The 17,691-nt window shown below is 42.4% G+C and carries 16 protein-coding genes and 1 pseudogene; 1 reads left to right on the top strand and 16 read right to left on the bottom strand.

Features of this window, described 5'->3' with window-relative positions:
* Positions 1-59 precede the first annotated feature (59 nt).
* The 4 genes and pseudogenes from D2962_RS03215 to D2962_RS03195 form a co-directional block, all read right to left on the bottom strand.
* Positions 60-1,376: an ABC transporter substrate-binding protein gene (locus D2962_RS03215; protein ID WP_162991083.1), complete on the bottom strand. Its 1,317-nt coding sequence runs from the start codon at positions 1,374-1,376 to the stop codon at positions 60-62.
* 163 nt (positions 1,377-1,539) lie between these two features.
* A pseudogene (locus D2962_RS03210) lies at positions 1,540-1,707 on the bottom strand (AIR carboxylase family protein); the annotation flags it as partial.
* A gap of 318 nt (positions 1,708-2,025) precedes the next feature.
* Positions 2,026-3,912: a DUF4914 family protein gene (locus D2962_RS03200; protein ID WP_120767916.1), complete on the bottom strand. Its 1,887-nt coding sequence runs from the start codon at positions 3,910-3,912 to the stop codon at positions 2,026-2,028.
* Between the two features lie 208 nt (positions 3,913-4,120).
* Complete coding sequence (locus D2962_RS03195; protein ID WP_120767914.1) at positions 4,121-4,483, bottom strand: Na-translocating system protein MpsC family protein; 363 nt, start codon at positions 4,481-4,483, stop codon at positions 4,121-4,123.
* Between the two features lie 112 nt (positions 4,484-4,595).
* Here D2962_RS03195 and D2962_RS03190 point away from each other — a divergent pair, with 112 nt between their 5' ends.
* A complete protein-coding gene (locus D2962_RS03190; RefSeq protein WP_162991082.1) occupies positions 4,596-4,871 on the top strand; it encodes a hypothetical protein in 276 nt (91 codons plus the stop codon).
* A gap of 286 nt (positions 4,872-5,157) precedes the next feature.
* Here the strand turns inward: D2962_RS03190 and D2962_RS03185 are convergent, their stop codons facing one another.
* The 12 genes from D2962_RS03185 to D2962_RS03135 form a co-directional block, all read right to left on the bottom strand.
* Complete coding sequence (locus tag D2962_RS03185) at positions 5,158-6,591, bottom strand: RtcB family protein (protein ID WP_120767912.1); 1,434 nt, start codon at positions 6,589-6,591, stop codon at positions 5,158-5,160.
* Between the two features lie 121 nt (positions 6,592-6,712).
* Positions 6,713-7,378, bottom strand: coding sequence for an AroM family protein (locus D2962_RS03180; protein WP_122014128.1), 666 nt, complete (start codon positions 7,376-7,378; stop codon positions 6,713-6,715).
* Positions 7,379-7,495: 117 nt separating this feature from the next.
* The gene (locus D2962_RS03175; RefSeq protein WP_122014127.1) at positions 7,496-8,443 is read right to left on the bottom strand and encodes an aminopeptidase; all 948 of its coding nucleotides are present in this window, start codon (positions 8,441-8,443) and stop codon (positions 7,496-7,498) included.
* A gap of 1 nt (position 8,444) precedes the next feature.
* Entirely contained in the window at positions 8,445-9,380 is a 936-nt protein-coding gene (locus D2962_RS03170; protein WP_122014126.1) for a DUF1177 domain-containing protein, read from the bottom strand.
* Between the two features lie 22 nt (positions 9,381-9,402).
* Complete coding sequence (locus tag D2962_RS03165) at positions 9,403-10,479, bottom strand: S-methyl thiohydantoin desulfurase family protein (RefSeq protein WP_122014125.1); 1,077 nt, start codon at positions 10,477-10,479, stop codon at positions 9,403-9,405.
* Positions 10,480-10,496: 17 nt separating this feature from the next.
* Entirely contained in the window at positions 10,497-11,144 is a 648-nt protein-coding gene (locus D2962_RS03160) for an aspartate/glutamate racemase family protein (RefSeq protein ID WP_122014124.1), read from the bottom strand.
* 184 nt (positions 11,145-11,328) lie between these two features.
* Positions 11,329-12,915, bottom strand: coding sequence for an OPT family oligopeptide transporter (locus tag D2962_RS03155; RefSeq protein ID WP_222927657.1), 1,587 nt, complete (start codon positions 12,913-12,915; stop codon positions 11,329-11,331).
* Between the two features lie 104 nt (positions 12,916-13,019).
* The gene (locus D2962_RS03150; protein ID WP_122014123.1) at positions 13,020-14,075 is read right to left on the bottom strand and encodes an aminopeptidase; all 1,056 of its coding nucleotides are present in this window, start codon (positions 14,073-14,075) and stop codon (positions 13,020-13,022) included.
* Positions 14,076-14,199: 124 nt separating this feature from the next.
* On the bottom strand, positions 14,200-14,823 hold the full coding sequence (locus tag D2962_RS17890) for a 2,5-dihydroxypyridine 5,6-dioxygenase NicX family protein (protein WP_222927656.1): 624 nt from the start codon (positions 14,821-14,823) through the stop codon (positions 14,200-14,202).
* A 37-nt stretch (positions 14,824-14,860) separates the two neighbouring features.
* A complete protein-coding gene (locus tag D2962_RS17885) occupies positions 14,861-15,262 on the bottom strand; it encodes a M29 family metallopeptidase (protein WP_222927655.1) in 402 nt (133 codons plus the stop codon).
* A gap of 64 nt (positions 15,263-15,326) precedes the next feature.
* Positions 15,327-16,724 (bottom strand): dipeptidase PepV, encoded by a 1,398-nt coding sequence (pepV, locus tag D2962_RS03140; RefSeq protein ID WP_162991081.1) that lies wholly within the window; start codon positions 16,722-16,724, stop codon positions 15,327-15,329.
* Between the two features lie 128 nt (positions 16,725-16,852).
* On the bottom strand, positions 16,853-17,539 hold the full coding sequence (locus D2962_RS03135) for an aspartate/glutamate racemase family protein (RefSeq protein ID WP_122014121.1): 687 nt from the start codon (positions 17,537-17,539) through the stop codon (positions 16,853-16,855).
* Positions 17,540-17,691 lie beyond the last annotated feature (152 nt).

Raw genomic sequence — 17,691 nt, 5'->3', positions numbered from 1 at the left:
ACCCCGCTTTACAAGCTTTTTTTAAGGGCCGGACTTTATTAAAATCCGGCCCCTGTTTTTTAATATTTTCCGCCGTAATTATTCATTATCTCATCGATTTTTTTCTGAGCGTCATCAAGTGCCTGCTGTGGTGTTTTTGATTTATTCAAGGCGTTCTGTATCTCGACCTGAAGAGCATTGGAAAACTCGTTGTACCAGACTATTGACGGCCTGTTGTAAGCCGTATCCAATTGAGCCGACATTTCCTTCAAAGCAGGGTGCTGTTCCTGAAGCTCTTTATCCTCATACAGGGATTTCCATATGGGGAGTGCTCCAGCGGTTATTGCCTGTTTCTTTTGTATGTCCTTGCCGGCAAGAAACTCTATGAATTTCCATGCTTCGTCCGCATGTTTCGATGTGGACGTTACGGCAAGACCCATGGATCCGGCGCATGTGGCGCTTTTTACTTCGGGAGTCCCGGCCGGTGCAAGACCCACTTTTATTTTGTTCACAACTTTTGATTGATTGCTGTCATTAAACACGCTCCAGGCAAAAGACCAGTTCATGCCGAACGGTACCCTGCCCTGGCTGAAAACGTTCAACATTTGCCTGTCGTCGTAAGTTATAGAGGCAGGGTCCACAACCTTGTTGGCGATGGAATCCACCATGAATTGCAGCGCCTTGACATTTTGCGGCGTATTGACTGCAGGTTTGCCGGAACTGTCTACCAGATCTCCACCAAAGCTGTGCGCCAGCGCCGTATAATAGCAGATCAATCCTTCCGCCTGGGCCCATCCCCATACCATGCCGTAATCGATCAGCCCTTTTTGCTTCATCAAGTTCGTCTGCTGTATCAACTCATCCCAGGTTTTCGGAGGTTCATTTATACCGGCCTGCTTCAACAGATCTTCATTATAGTAAAAGAACAGCACATCATTGAACATGGGAAGACCGTAATAATTGTCTTTATATTTGAGAATATCCAGCGCTGCAGGCACTATGTCATCTTTCATTTCCTGGGTTATCCTGTCATTCACCGGGATAATATAGCCTTTGGTCACATACTCCGGAGTCCAGATACAATCCACATCTATCACGTCGTATGTATCTCCGCCGGATTCCAGAGCGGTAACTTCCTTTTGATGCAGCGAATCATAGCCTACCGACATAAAATTCACTTTGATGTTGGGATATTTTGCTTCAAATTCCGGAATAACACTTTTCCTGAACCCCGCAAAATCATCGCTGGAAAGAACATTGATGGTGACGGGCTGCGACTCATTTTTCGCATCCGAGCCGCCCTGATTTTTAGCGGAATTCCCACCGCAGCCGGCGAGCAGTGCACTTACAGCCAGCAATACAACCACAAACAGAACTAACCCCTTATGTCTTTTCATTATTGTCCTCCTCTCAAACTTATTATAAGTCTTATAATAAGTATTATACGCTACTATCCCTATCATTGCAACATTTTTAAAACTTTAAAAATCCATTCATTCCACCAAATTCTTAAAAAATCTTTTGAAAGCATTTCTTTCTTATTATTTTTCTTATTTAATTATACATATTATCCGGCGTCCTGTGTGCCGACACAATATTTATCTCATAATCAATCCCAAATTCTTTAAGTATTTTAGCAGCTTCCTTCATAACAGGAAAATCCGAATCGCTTCCCATTATTATTCCCACTTTATTAGACAAACATCTGATTTTATTTTCACAATCCATTATATTTCACTCCCCTCTTTCAAAGGTATATTTACCATGCACCATATCGTCGGCATCTGACAATAACGATTTTTGTTCATATTTATCTTTAATTTTTTTAATGTTTTGCCAGAGGGATACACAGCGTACCCCTCCGACTCTAAATCACATAATATATCAGCGTCTATATGTTCAAACTCAAAGGTAATGACATCAGTCAAAAAGCTTTTAGTTCCTTCTCCCATTCTGAACTGGTATTCCTTGCTACAAGTCCTGCATTTCACGTTTTTTTATTATGCAATTGTTATATATGCTACTTTTCAGTCTTTTCAACTTAATCTACAATTTCATGGGAATAAGTTCCAAATAATCTTTAAGTGTACCGTCGCAAATGCAGCATTCAATAATTTTTTTGCCTAATGGGTCTAAGTCAGGTGACACAAATTTTGCAAGCTCTCTTTTGAAAAAATTATTTAATATTTTTGCTCCGGCATCATAACCTTCATTACCTACCTCCGGTTGATGATTAACCTCTAAAAAGCCTTTAGGTAAATACGTTCCATCTACCTTAATGGTTTCTAACGAATATCCTAAAAGCGCACACCTTGATTCAACTAACTGTTCCGGCTTGAATCTGGCACTTCCGCGCCGTGCCAGATATTCCCTTGCAATCCATTGCGGCATAAATCCAACTTTATAAGCTCCAATATGCTGATTTGGAACAAGTATATACCTTGTATTAGTTGTGTGGATAACCTGCCTTAATAAAAGATTTGCCTGGTCAACCATTTTTCCGGTTGCAAACGGCCAATAAGAACCAACACCTTCACTGCTCATTCCAACAGTGTCTGTGATACTCGGGTTATCATGTCCCCTTGGTGCTACTAACCGCCACAACCACGCAAGGGCAGGCGGCAGGATATGAAACAATCCTAAAATGCCGTAAGTTGGCTTTTCTTTTGTGCATGGAGGAGTCCTGACCCCAAAACTTCTTACATCAATTTCTACAGGTTCATCAACTACGTCAGGGATAAATCGCCTCGGCATTATAACCCTTGGATTAGGACAGGGTTTCCCCGGTTCATCCATAGTATGTTCCCAAATCAGGCATGTTGAGCCGGGTACGCCGTCAAGATTTAAAAATATTAAAGGTTCTTTCGGGTGAATGGTAAGCTTCTCGTAATAAGGGTCAGTACCATATTTTGTAATATGATTTATTCTCAAAAACCATCCCTGTTCTGCATCCTTAACGACCAGTTTTTTATTGCCATTTTGCAAAGAAGGATGGCACAATGCCATATCATCAGTTACAGGTTGAAGCTCACACGTCTCTTTTAATTCAAGAAATAGCTTTTCGCCAGTTTTTAAATTTTTCCCAACCAGTATTCTCCCGTCCGGTTCTTTGTGTAATTGCTCAATCATTTCACTTTTTCCGCCGCCGCTGGCACCTTCGTGCATGATCGTTATAATATTCTCATACGGTGTTATAACTCTTACCGTTGAAGCATGGACAGTTACCCATCCCTCCGATTCACCGATGTTTAGCAGCACCCCATAAATTCCTTTTTTAGCGCTCGGTCCCGGGTACAGATTGTACGAAAAAAGTTCGTGTACATCATTTAGCCTGTTATGGACAACTACCTGCTTACCATCAAAATGCGTGTGTCTGAACGGAGGTGCAAGATATATAATGGTTTTTGGTTTAAATCCGTCTGGAATCCTGTGTTTGGGAATAAATCCTTGTAAATCTGCAAGTCCAGCAGCAAAAAAACCTGCATTATCAGGTGCAACAAGAAGAGCAGGATATCCAAGTTCTTCTCCTCCTGCCATAAACGGCATAACTATAAGGTCTTGTTGCTTGAGCCACTCAAAAGTTATTTGTCTTAAGGAAGAAAAGTCCTCTCCATATCTATCACGGTATCTTGGCTTATCAGTTTCTCCTTTATCAGCAACGACCATACAGTCCGGGTCTCTTCTTCTCATGTATATATCCGTATAATTTACCGCAGCACCATTTTTACAGCGTGCAACAGTCGCCTCAACAACTCTACCATTACCTGGTATATCGTAAGCAACCTCAAAAACGTTACATTCTTCATCATTGCCCAATGCAAGTTTTAATAATTCACCCCTGCTATCCGGCACTACCACCTTCTTGTCCTTATTATTTAATATATCTTTTAACTCTTCAGTTAGTATAAACTTCTCCAATAATTCCTTTTCCATTTTAACCCACTTCCTTATCTTTCTTTTTATATGCACTTATGTTTTCTATAACTGCGACTGGTTTTTTACAATCGTATTCAGCCTTCTGAATAATATTATGAAAAAGCAGCTAAACAAAAAAGCCAATATTTACTAACTTGATTCAAGTTAATAAATATTGGCTTACACTACGACTGGTATTTACAACCCTTCGCTTGGTCTTCCAAAGTTATTTATTAAATTTTTCCTCTAAATTTTCATCAACAGTTATTACAATTATCTTTTCACCTGTTTTTGTACTTACATCAGAATGAGTACTTATTATATTAACGTCAATTACTTCTTTAATCAGAGTTTCAAGATACTCTCTTGCATTTTCAAATAGTGTAGCTCGTAGTTTCTTTATTAATTCTATACCCTGACTACTCTCAGCCAGTTTTTGTTCCGACTGGCTTAAAAACCCTTTTAGCCTTACTATTATGAGGTCTTGAATAATTATGGTCCTTATTTGTTTTGGACCTCTTCCCATAAACTCTATTTCAAATTTACTTATTGCCTCGCTTATTTTCGCTTCAACCTGCCCTTTAGTCATTTGTGATACCTCATTTATCCCTCTAAATACTAATTTAATCGATTTTAATAATAACATGTTTTTTTCAAAAAAGCAATACGGGACCAAGGGCATTTACACCATGGATAGGGGTATGTATAATGTACTGTTCTTTAATTATTTTGAAAACAACTCCCAAAAGTTTGTCATAGGGTATGCCAGAAAAGGGCTTATGCTTTTAACTAACCTTGATATAAAAGACGGTAAAGACTGTTTAAGACCTATACTTTGCTACATAGAATATGACGGTTTGGGAAGGGAATTCTATTGTCATTTCTTCGTCTGTTTGAATTTTGTTATAGTCCAGGTTATCTATGGCTATTCTAAATCCATAATCTATCATGCGGACTACTATGGTCTTGTCATTTAAGGTCTGAAATTCTACGTGGTATTTAGTTTCTTTTGCATCAATTTCTATTAGTACTGTATCGGCAATGGCAGAGGTTTTATCTAATCTTATATATTTTGTTTTAGTTGTTCAACCTTTGTGTCTTCGCGAAAGTCCTTTTTAAACAGTGCGTTTATGGCATATATGGTTAATCTATTGGATATGTTTCCCATTATTTATTTAAAAAAATAAAAAAGCTGCATAAAAAATAGTTAAGAAGAATTTTTATAGGTGCGAAATGTGAGTTTTTTTACTGGTATTCCCTTAGCTATGCTTCTTCTCCCTCTCCCTTTAAAACTGCCATGGGTCTCAGCTTCACTACGGGTTTTGTAAGCCCGGCTTCTACCAGAGTAAAAACCACTTCGTCTATGTCTTTATACGCCATCGGCGCTTCGTCCAAAAGCGCATCTAAATCCTTTGATGTTATAACTACATTTTTCACCTGTTCCAGGAGATCCTCCTTTGTAAATTCACTCCTTGCCTTCTTTCGAGACATAACCCTTCCCGCTCCGTGGTTGACAGAACAGAAAGTCCTTTCAATTTCCGGAGTTCCGATTACCACATAGGATGCCGTTCCCATGCTCCCCGGAATAATGGCCGGGTGCCCGGTTTTGAGGAAATGCAAAGGATTATCCCCGTGTCCCGCCGGCAGAGCTCTGGTGGCGCCTTTTCGGTGCACCAGCAGCCATTTATCACCGTACTTTTCTTTTTTGGCAATATTATGTGCCACATCGTAGAGTATGTTAAGGTCCATGTCTGCTTCAGACTTTTTCAGGGCCTCAACGAAAGCCTCCCGGACAAAATGGGTGATGAGCTGCCTGTTGGAAAAGGCATAATTGGCCGCACAGGCCATGGCTTTTAAGTAATTCTGGCCGTCCTCGGAAAAAATCGGTGCACATGCAAGCCCCTTGACGGGCGCCCTGGCACCGTTTTTTTCGGCGTGCTCCCACATGATGCGGGAAAATTCCGTACAGATCTGGTGGCCGAAGCCGCGGCTGCCGGTGTGTATTAAAACATAAAGGTGCTTGGGGTAGAGGCCGAATTTGGAGGCTGTTTCCTCGTCAAACACCTTGCTCACCTTGCCGATCTCAATAAAATGGTTGCCCCCGCCTATGGTCGCAAGCTGGTCTGACCTATTCCGGGCTGCGGCCGGGACGCAGGAAGGGTCGGCCCCCTTTATACATCCTCCATCCTCTATCCGTTCTATATCCTCTTTCCTCCCAAAGCCCATTTTAATAAAATACCCCGCCCCTTCTGAAGCAATCGCTTCTAAAGGCGGTTTCCTCAGATGTTTTAACACGCTGGATTTTCCCACACCGGAAGGCACCCTTCGTGAAATGGCATCAAGAATTTTTGTCAGCTTATTTTTATCCATTTCATCGGCTAAGATCTTTGTGGTAAGAAGCCTTACCCCGCAGTTTATATCCATTCCCACAGCCCCTGCCGACACCACACCATTTTTGTAATCGGTGGCCATTACACCCCCTATTGGCAGGCCGTACCCCGTATGAATGTCCGGCATCCCGACGACGGGGCTTACGACTCCCGGCAAGAGGGAAGCATTATAAAGTTGGTGAATGGATTCTTCCTCTCCAAAACCTTCAAAAAGTGAACGGTTTAGATAAATATGTATCTCTACCCAACTGTCTTTATTTGTAAGCATATAGCAATTTCTGGAAATCTGTTTGAGCTCCTCTTTCATATTTATCCTCCGCTAACGATCATTTTTTGTTTCTCAAGATATTATAAAAAATTGTAGCATAACTTAAATCGGAAGTTGTTAAAACAGGAATTGATATAAAAGCTGTATAAATAAAGCTTAATTACAATAATTCGCTTACCACTTTGGCTGCAATAGAACGGGCCAGAATTACTGGTTTTTTAACATGCCGCAACACTACATCTTTCATCCGCAGTGTATATCCCATGCAGTCCATAACAACAATATCAACTCCTGAGTTTGCCAGTAACTTTGCAGCTTTTTCTACATTCCCTATCCCTTTGTAAGGCGATCCCGGTTCTACAATCACCTTTGCCGCCGCCGTAGACCACCGCTTTATTGCCGAAACTGCTTGACGTTCATCCGGTATGATTACTCCCAGCGTCAGGCCTTCGGCCACAGAACTTACCACGTGGTGCAATACTTTCTGAGGTCGGACGATAAGAGAAGCAGAATCAAAAGGGGGAAATTCCCCCGTACATGCCAGAAATATTGTATTTATTCCTTCCAGCTCCAATTTTTTTATTTGATTTTTCAATCTGGGAAAGATTTCTCTTTCTGCCACTTTTACCTCAGTATCATCGGCCATACGGGTAACCAGGACCTCGTCATCCTGCCCGGGATAAAGGGCTTCTACTTCTTTTAGTGTGAGTCCGTCAAGAGCCCCTCTTTCAATGATTTCTACATCTTCTCCCAGAACTGTTTTGATTTCCGGAACGAGATCTACCCTTGGAGCCTGGCCTATGGTTAAAAGACCTAACTTTTTCATTATTATTCACCTCATACATTTCAATTATATCTTTATTTTATTTTTATGAGAATAAAAACACGATAAATGATAGGTACAACCTGGAGAGCCAGGTGTGCACTCTTTTAAGTTGTGCCCTCATATAACCAGCCTGCCTTTATCCATTATTAACCGGTTATCTACATAAACCGTCGGTTCCAGAACTACGGCATCCATGTGCACACCCGCACTGACTTTACCACCAAATGTATTGTTGCTTCCAAAGGCCACATGGATTGTACCCAAAATCTTTTCATCTTCCAATATATTTCCGGACAATATGGCATTTGGATTTGTCCCGATTCCAAACTCCGCTACATTTCTGGCGGTATTGGAACTCCCCAGCATTTCCAGCCATTCTTTTGCGCCGTCTCCCTGGGCGTCAAATAATAACCCTTTTCTGATTTCAAGCAAAATGGGCGACTTCAACATTCCCAGGCCCACAATACTTCCATCAACTAAAATTTTTCCGTCAGCCGAACCTTCAACAGGTGCAATATATGCTTCTCCTGACGGCAAATTCCCCGATTGACCTTTTTCCAGATACCTGCCGGTGCTCTCAATACCTTTTCTTCCTTCAATGCTCATCTCCAGCCTATAACCGTCTTTCTCTATGACAACACTGCTTCCAAGAGTTAAAATTTCAGCAATTTTTTTGGTCAACTTTTCAACTTCACTGTAGTCCGCCGTAATGGCGCCTCTCAGAAACATCTCTTTTGTAATCCCCGGCATGGTGGCTATTCTTGCCCCCGCCGCAGCGGCATCTTTTTTAGCTCTGGTATGGGTTAACGAATGCTCTGTTATACATATAACCACATCGGAATTTTTCATTGCCTCTGCCGCCGCTTTCGGCGGTTCTTCACCGGATTTTGAAAGGGCTGGTATCTTAAAAAGCATGGAAGTCAGTCCTAATTCCTTTCCCGCTTCATAAAGATGCTCTGCCAGTTCTTCTTTATGCTCATCGGTCAGTACCAGGTATTTTTCTCCGGGTTTTGCCCCCAGGCAATCGAGAAGCAATTTTTTTGATATACTTACCAGTTCACTCATCTTATCTCTTTCCTTCCAGAGTTTTTAGGTGTTCCATGGAACCGTATAGTCTCGTAATGATCTCCCACTCTTTTTCATCGTAAAACTTGCATATCTTCCTGCCAAAGTTTTTGGCGACTTCCAGGGCAAACCTTGCAGCAAGCTCTATATCTACTTCATGGGAAGCTCCCGTGGCACATCCGGGCACCGCCGTTTCGGCAGTTATGGCCACCCCTACCACCGGGCTCGTTGTAGCAGTGCAGGGCTGGACCAAACTGTTTATATGAAAAATCCCATTGCCATATGGAGTTATGTCCTGCATCGTTATTGGTAAAACTACCGGCAGTTTTCCTGTTACTATCTGCATGATATCGAGAAGCGAATCGCTTATTTTAAGTATATAACCGTCTTTAATAGTCGGAGTAATGGCAAATCCCCTCTGGTTGACAATCCTGTTGCCTTTTGTTGTATCAATGGAGAGAATGGCATCCATTCGGGGGTCTACTTCCATTTTATTCATCATCTGCATATCCACCGGCGAACCCATAAACGGCACGGGGTCGTGGGGCTCCGTGGGCGCATCGGGGCAAATGTGAGTGGCAATGATTACATCGCCATCGAGAAAATCTCCTTTAGAATTCATGTCGGCCAATTTCAGCGCCACCGAAAGGGCCGCAGCGGCCCCATCGCCGTCCGAAACATATCCTATCATTTCAGGCCGGGCACCTATTCCGCCAAGCCTGCCTATGATCCCTAGCGTCGGTGCATCTCCACCGGAGAGCTTCCCTCGGGTACCTTTAACTACTATTTTTACAAAGTCGGTCTTGCCAACTTCACCCTTTACTTCTTCTACAAGAATGTCATCAAGACCTCTTTTTGATAAAAACTCCTTGACTTTTTGCCCATTTACCCTGGCATCATCTAAAATATCTATTATTTCCAGGACCTGTTTTAACATTAGTATCCCTCCATTTTTCGTCCTAAAAGACGTAATCTATTATTTTTTTGCCTACCGCTTTTTCACATGCATAAAAAAGCTCAGGATCGTGCAATCCTGCACCTAATTTTATTTTCTCTTTTTCCGCCTTTAATACGGCGATTTTCTGGCGTTCTCTTATTTCGGCTGAAGTGACCGGAATTCCGGTGTCTGCATCCAGTGTCATTATAAGGTCGGGGAAAGTAGCAAGCCGCTCTCCCGATTTTTCCAAAGTCATATATTCGTTCCAGAATGTAATTTCATAATCTTTTTCTAAGATAACCTTCCCTACATCAAAGCCACCTGTTGATTCCAGATAAACTTTTTCTATGGTGCCGGAAACTATCAACTCACCTTTTAGATAATCACATGCCGTATTTATGACCGCTTTTGAGCCTCTTTCTATGGCTTTTATCATTTCTTGGCCTAAATTTATAGCCTGTTTTATGGCTCCAAGAGCAGCATTGTCTTTTGCATATCGGCATGAGACCGGATTTCTGGCCACTGATACCAGACCGCCGGCCTGGACAGCGGCAGCCCTTACAACAGCAGATGCTTTTTCCACCGAGCCCATGGCCACGACTTCTGTAAAAGTCGCCTTTTCTTTACTGCCTCCAACAGCTGCCTGAATTGATTTGTAATCTTTATTTTTATGTAAACCCATGGCACCCATTATGCCTGTAGGATGAGCCCGGCCATTACATGGGGCGTCTACCACGGGGATGCCCAGCATTGCCGCCTGCAGCCATCCATTCACAGTAGCAAGGCCCCCTGCCTCATTCGTAATTATTCCTCCAACTTTTATATCGGACACCTTATTTACCAGTTCCACCGCCCGAAGGTAATGCACCGGTTCAGCATAAGCATCCCTGGCGGAAGGCGCCCCTACGGCAGCCACGTTAATCAATATGGAATTTTCATCTATGTCCTCAATGTCTATTAGCTCAGGAGATGATAGGTTAACGGCCAGCAGAGCCATTTTTCTTCCCTCATCCATAGAGCCTCCACCGCCGCCTCCCAGCACGCATCCTCCGAGGACGGCGGCATCAACAATTTCGGCGGTTAATTTCAATCTGCTCATCGTTGCTCTCCCTTCCCTTAAAATTGAAGGTAAGACATTATAACCCCCGCAGCCAGCACCGGATCTATTACACGTATTTTTATATTTTCCCTTATATCCTCATGTACATTTATAGTAGACATGCCCGTGCAGGCCAGTGCTATGGTGTCGCAGCCTTTTTCTTTTAACATGCCGGCCGCTTTCAACGCATTTGCCCTGCCTTCCTCCTTAAATAGGTCCAGAGTGGTATTTACACCCTCCGGTTTAATGCTGCAAACGAATTTTTCCTTTAAAATTTTTACCATAACCTCCGGAGCTTCTTCGGTTATGCCAAGCACACCTACTTTGTTTCCAAGGCTCTGGGCCATGATGGCGCAGGCGGAACCAGCCCCTATCACAGGAATGTTCAAAAGCCTACGGCATTCCTCCACTCCCGGGTCCGCAGCGCAACTGATAAAAACCACATCGGCACCTTTGCTTTCAAAATCTTTTGCAAGGTTTATAATTTTGGGCACCGCAATTTTCTCCGTTTCGGCATCATGAATTCCTTCCGGCTGGTTTGGAATGCACTTTGTTTCGATATCCAGATTTTTAAACCGGCTAGTGAGCAGGCTGGCATGTGCATTAAGGACTTTTTCATTTGTCGTAGTAACTACTCTTATGAGGCCGACTTTTATTTCTTTCATTTTAGCTACCTCCCCACATTGAAGGTTTAGATAAAAAATATTTTTGAAGAGAAAACCGATGATTATCATCGGTTTTCCCCATTAACAAAATTTATTTCTTCTAGTTATTTTTTCTTTGTAAATATCCCCATTGTACTGGTAAAGAAACTATAGAGGGTTGAACCCGCAATAAACCCGGCTGCTGCTATAACATGGGAGTTTGAGCCTTTCTGCCATATGTTTTTTCAATCAATACTCTTATGATTATAGCAACTATCACTGCAAAGCCGGCTTTTGGGTTTAATATCAGTAAACCTGTAGCAAATAATATCCCTATTTGCCGCTCGGCGCCGCCGACATATTGAATTATTGCCCCAACGATGCCCCACAGGAGTAAATATTTCCATATCCATGGTTGAGCTCCCGCTTTTATCGTGGCGGCAAAAACTCTGTCTACTGGCGGGAATAAATCCTGGTTAAAATACCTCTGGTAACTTATGGCAACCATGAATATGGCCACTACAGCACCGAGAATTTCAGCAAAATACTGCTGGCTCCTTCCAAACAATTCATAGTTTTTGTCTTTAGCTTTTCCTCTTAAAAGCCAGCCGGTCTTCAAATCGTATCCCATATCGGCAAAAGCAGGGCCTGTACATGCAGTATATCCGACAAGAATTCCCAAAGCCAGTGGCGGAAATCCCATCAACATGCCCAATACAAGGAATATCAGCGCTGTGGCAAAACCTGGGAACCATCCCGCGTGCATCGCCGAAATGCCAACCATCAGCTCGGAAACAAGGGCTGCTATAGCTGCAAAAATTATCCACCATATGAGCATCGGTGCGCTCATATCTGAATATACCCCGCCAATAATAGCCAGTATCAGCCCGCCAGCAATATAAAGTATGAAACCGTTTCGCAATGCGTTCATTATATCCTGGGAACTTCTGGTCGGGGTATATGCTGATTCCGATTTTCCCTCGTCTTTTTTGGTTTGTTTTGTCAGCCTCTTTCCTTTAATTATTAGTGTGATCTGTACTAAAGCGACAATCCCGGCGCCTATCATTATACCGTGAGGAATATAGAGCTTGTTAATGTCGACACCAAATAAAGCCGTTGAATAAGCTCTTATTAATAAACCCACGCCGAACATCAATAATGCCCAAATATTTCCGATCCAGGCTACACCTACCACATCCATAGGTATTTTCAGGGACTGGCCTACAGCTCCTACAATACCAGCTCCTACGAGTATTAAAGCCCTCTTTCCACCTTCCGCTGCAGCCAAAATGGTTTCGCTGGTGGCTATTCCGGGAGGCCATGCTTCATTGGCGGGAAAAGCAGGCGTATCGAATAACCAGTACATCATCGTTATATCAATGAGCATTCCTATGATTGCTCCCACAAACATAGGCATCACTATGTTCATTTTGCCCATGAGCCAGATTGTCCCCATGGAAAGCAAAAGTGCATTGCCCGCCCCAAAAGTAGCAGCAGAAATGGATGTTTCCACCAGGTTCTGGCGGTGGATGTTTTTAAAACCTGAAAATTGTTTTCCCGGTATCAAACCAATAAGAACAGCTACTAGAGCCCCGATTATCGATGTGTTTGCAGTAATTCCCAGTCTTACTATGAGCTCCAATCCTACTATTGCGCCCAGAACAGATGTAGCCAGAATTACTATAAGAGTTCCGGGTTCGAATGTCCTGGGGTGTGGCATCTTTAGATATTTTTCAATTATTGGATCATTTTCTTCCACACTGACTACAGTTCTGTTTTCCGGTAAATCCATGCGTTGTGCCTCCTTTTCATAATGTTTCAGGTATTTTTATTGGTATTTGCTCAATGCATACAACATCACCTCCAAAAGGATATAGCCATTGTTAATATTCTTAATTATATTCCCAGTTCACTGCAAAGTTTTACTAGCTCCGGATGAACATATTTGCCTTCTTTTTCTATGACTTCTCCATCAAAAATTATCGTTGGATTTAACACTATTCCGTCGGTGTGGGAAGCGCTTTTCCATGTCTTGCCCTTTATCTGAGGTCCCTGGCTTCCCAGACCCATTTCAATGCACCCGAATACCCTTTCGTCTTCGACGATCCTCCCGGTGGGTTTAGTTACGCCTGGATTGAATCCCAGAGAATAATGGGCAAGCCAATACATAGTCGGGTCATTAAAGGCTGCCAGCCATCTTTTAAATATTGTCGCTTCCGCCCCTCCTTCGATATTTTTAACAACTCCGTTTTCAAGAGTAAGCTCAATCGGTGAACGCAATAGACCCAATTCAGCAGGGGGCCATAAAGCGCCGTCGAATACGAGCTTTCCATTAATAGTATCCTCAACCGGGCACCATGATACCTGACCGCCAAGCATTATGGGTTCGCCTTTAGTATCTGCCAGCTTACCAGATTGTCTTACCTTTCTGCCTCTATTGTAAGCTTTTAAATCTGTTCCCGCCGGGCTTTGAATTATCACCTCATCGGCATTTTCGGCTAATTGCCGCAATTTTTCACCTAACTCCAGCATTTTAGAATAATTGACCCTGCCGATAGTATTCACCATCATTAAAGCATCCATCCCGGTCAGGCAGATATAACGGCAGCCTTCGTCCAAAGAACGTCTCCAGGCCTGGGTATGAAGTATATATGCGTACGAAAACTCTATCCAGACGTCCGCATTTTTTACGGCTCCCGCAACTACCCTGGGAGGTTCCATCACAGCGGTGGGCCTGGTATCATACCATATTACCGTAGGTACGGCTCCTGCAGCGTATGCTGCCTTGGCCACTTCTTCTATAACTCGCCTATCCGAAGAAGTATCTCCTGTAATTACTACCTCTTCACCCTCTTTTACTAACATTATGCCTTCCACTAATTTTCTTGCACTTTTTGCAAGTTCTAAGGATAAAAATTCATCCCTTGTTTCAATGCCTATATTTAATTCCATAAATATTACCTTCCTTTCATACATAGCAAGATAAAATATGACTTTGAAAATACATTCCCATATTAATCGTCGCACTAAAATCATAAACATTTTTAATTACGTAAGAAAAAATTTCGAGATTACATCAATACCCTGCCACATTTAATCTCCTGCATATCTCCCTTGCTTCCGGCAGCTGATATATGCCGTTTTCTTCAAAAACCTTGCCGTCCAAAATAATCGTGGGTTTCAATAAAATACCGTCCGAATGAGATGCGGCCGACCAGCATTCTCCCATGATTGATGCTCCCTGGCTGCCGATGCCGAATTCCATGCAGCCAAATACCCTCTCGTCTTCTACAATTCTACCGGTGGGTCTTGTCACACCGGGGTTGAAGCCCAGAGAATAGTGTGCAAGCCTGTACATATTCGGGTCATTCATCGATTTCAGCCAGTTTTCAAAGATCTTCGCTTCCACATCTCCGTCTATGCTTACCACCCGACCTTCTTTTAATTTCAGTTTGACCGGATTCTTGAGTAACCCCAGCTCCAGCGGCGGCCACAGAGCTCCATCAAAGACCAGTGTCCCGTTAATGGTGCTCTCTACCGGACACCAGCTTATCTGGCCGCCCAGCATGATGGGATAGCCTTTTTGAGTGGCCTTCTGCCCTGAATGGCGCACCCTCCTTCCATGATTGTGGGCTGTCAGGTAAGTACCATTATCACTTTTAACTATTATTTCATCCGCAGATTGAATCGTATCTTTCAACAACTCTCCCAACTCAATAAGCAGGTCATAATCAACTCTAGTTCGTCTTCACCAGCATTTCCACATCCATACCGGTAAGACATATATACCTGCAACCGTTTTCCAGAGATCTTTTCCAGGAGGGCGAGTGCATGACATAAGAATAAGTGTATTCTATCCAGACATCTGCTTTCGCAACTGCTCTTCCCACAGGTGCAGGAGGTTCAATACACGCATTGGGTGCAGTGGGATAATATATTACGGTCGGCATCGCTCCTATGCTGTAAACTGCATTGGCCGTAGCCTCAACTACTCTTCGATCAGTGGAAGAATCGGCGGTTATAACAACATTCTCTCCTTCCTTAACCAGCATTACGTCTTTCACCAGTTTTAGAGCACCTTTTGCAAGTTCGAAGCTCAAATATTCTTTTGCCGGTTCTATTCCGATGTTCAACTCCACAGTGAATCATCCTTTCTTAAGAATAAAAGTTTTTTAACAGAAAGTCTTAAAATCAAACTGATTTTTATTTTATTAACTCATAAATTGCCTGAGCATAAATCTTCCCTATTTTCCTCAGATCTTCAAGAGCAATATATTCATCCTTCTGATGAGCCAGTTCTTTTTGTCCGGGGAAAACCGGACCGAAGGAAACAGTATTTTTTATATACCTGCAGTATGTGCCCCCTCCTATTGACAGGAGCTTTGGTTCGTCACCGGTCATCTCTTTATATACGCCCTGCAGTTTTTTTATAAATTCGGTTTCCGGCTCGACGTATAGAGGCAATTTGTGCTGGTTTATCAAAAATTCCGCCCCCAAATCATCGAAAGCTTTTTTGAGATTTGCAATTATATCGTTTCCGTCTACCGTTACAGGATACCTTATGTCAAACTTAAGGCTTCCCCGTTTTTCATCAAAATCCACTACGCCCAGATTTATTGTTAGAGCTCCCGAAATGTCGTCGCTGCAGGATATTCCAAGAGTTTTTCCATCTGACTCCATTTTTAATTTACCGGCTACCGCATCAATGAAAGTTTTTGCCTCTTTACCGCCAAAATCAATCAGTGTTAGGAAATTCAGGAGTATTTGAATGGCGTTTTCCCCGTCCCCCGGGTAACTAGCATGGGCCGAAATACCTTTTGCTTTTAAAATGACACCTTCCAGCGACTTCTCTATATATATTTTGCCTGCAAGCCCCTGTTCTCTAATTTTAGATTCTATTTTCTCATCATCCACACCTTCTATTACAGCTTCCGCATAGTCGGGTACCACATTCACACGGGTTCCGCCCCGTATTCTTTTTAGATTCGCCCCGGGTCTTGGGCCCTCGTCGAAGCTTTTTGTCAATTCAAAGCGCAAAATGCCCTTTTCTGCATGTATTATGGGAAATTCTGCATCTGGAGAAAAACCGCATATAGGCGGCTCTTCCTTTTCAAGGTAATACTTTATGCATCTTGCACCGGTCTCCTCGTCGGTTCCTATAATGAGGCGCGCTCTCTTTGAAACCGGCAGACGGGAATCCTCTATTGCCTTCAACGCGTACAGTACAGCCATAATAGGTCCCTTATCGTCTACGGAGCCCCTGCCATACAGTTTACCTTCTTTAATCTGCCCTTCGAAAGGATCCACTGACCAGCCTGCCCCCGCCGGGACTACATCTATATGGCCCAAAATCCCTACCATCTCAGGGCCGTTACCTATCTCAATATATCCTGCATAACTATCTACATTTTTTGATTTTAACCCCATCTCATTGCCTTTTTTTAATATCCATCTAAGAGCTTCATCTATTTTGGGCCCGAAGGGAAAGCTTTCATCCGTCTTTTCTTCATCTAAAACGCTTGGAATATTTATAAATTCTTGAAGATTCTTTATTATATCATCAAAATATTCGTCGATTTTTAAATTCAGAATTCCCTCCACGATATCGCTCCTTTAGTATTGCGTTTTGATTCTTAATTTTATCATATTGTATACTTGTATTTCATTATGCATTTATAACAAATTTCCTGACTATTTTATGCATTTTGCATATCAAAATAATTTGATAATCATTTGATTTCCTTAACCGGCGGAAAAGGATAGGTCAGCTTGCTCTGTTTTAAATTATTTTTCATCAAATACTCACAGACGGCTACAGCAGCATCGAGCGGGATAACGATGGGTATGCCGTATTCGTTTTGCATCCTTTTTATATCTATATTTAACATTGACCCGCATCCCAAAACTATGACATCGCAGCCATAATTTATTAGTTCCTGAATTTTCATTTCTATTCGCTTTTCCAGTTCGCGAACATTTACAAAATCCAGAACGGGCATATCCACAGCCACCACTTTATGTACCTCATGTTTTAAAGCTCTAACATGCCTTGGGACAGCACTTTTTATAGTGGAGATAACGCCAATCCTGTCACCCAAAATTTTCGCCATGGATACGGCCGCTTCCCTTAGTCCCACCACAGGTACACTCAGTTTTTCCTTACATGCATGCAAGCCAGGTTCTCCAAAACAGTATATTACTACGCCATTTGAACCATTCATTTCTAACTCTTCCGCTTGTGAAATGACACAGGGGCTTGCGAATGCTTCATCATATTCCGACTCTATCGATACAGGGCCTTTTGTTAATGACGTTACCCTCACCTGTATGCCCGGGCTTTTTATTTTTTCGGCTTCCAATTCCACCTCTTTGTTCCATATATCGGTAGATACGGGCACAATTATATCTAATATCATCAAATCCCTCCTTTGTCGTACAATTTTTATAATATTGCTACCATACTGTTATTTTTAATTTTAACACAATAAAATATGTTTAACCTATTGCATTAATAATAAAAAACAGCTTCTTAATTGTGCAAAATGCCCAATAAAGAAGCTGTAATTTT

Source organism: Biomaibacter acetigenes, assembly GCF_003691585.1.
In the GTDB taxonomy this organism is placed as follows: Bacteria; Bacillota; Thermosediminibacteria; order Thermosediminibacterales; family Tepidanaerobacteraceae; genus Biomaibacter; species Biomaibacter acetigenes.
Note: the sequence above shows the minus strand (reverse complement) of the source record. Positions and strands in the feature narration are given on the sequence as shown.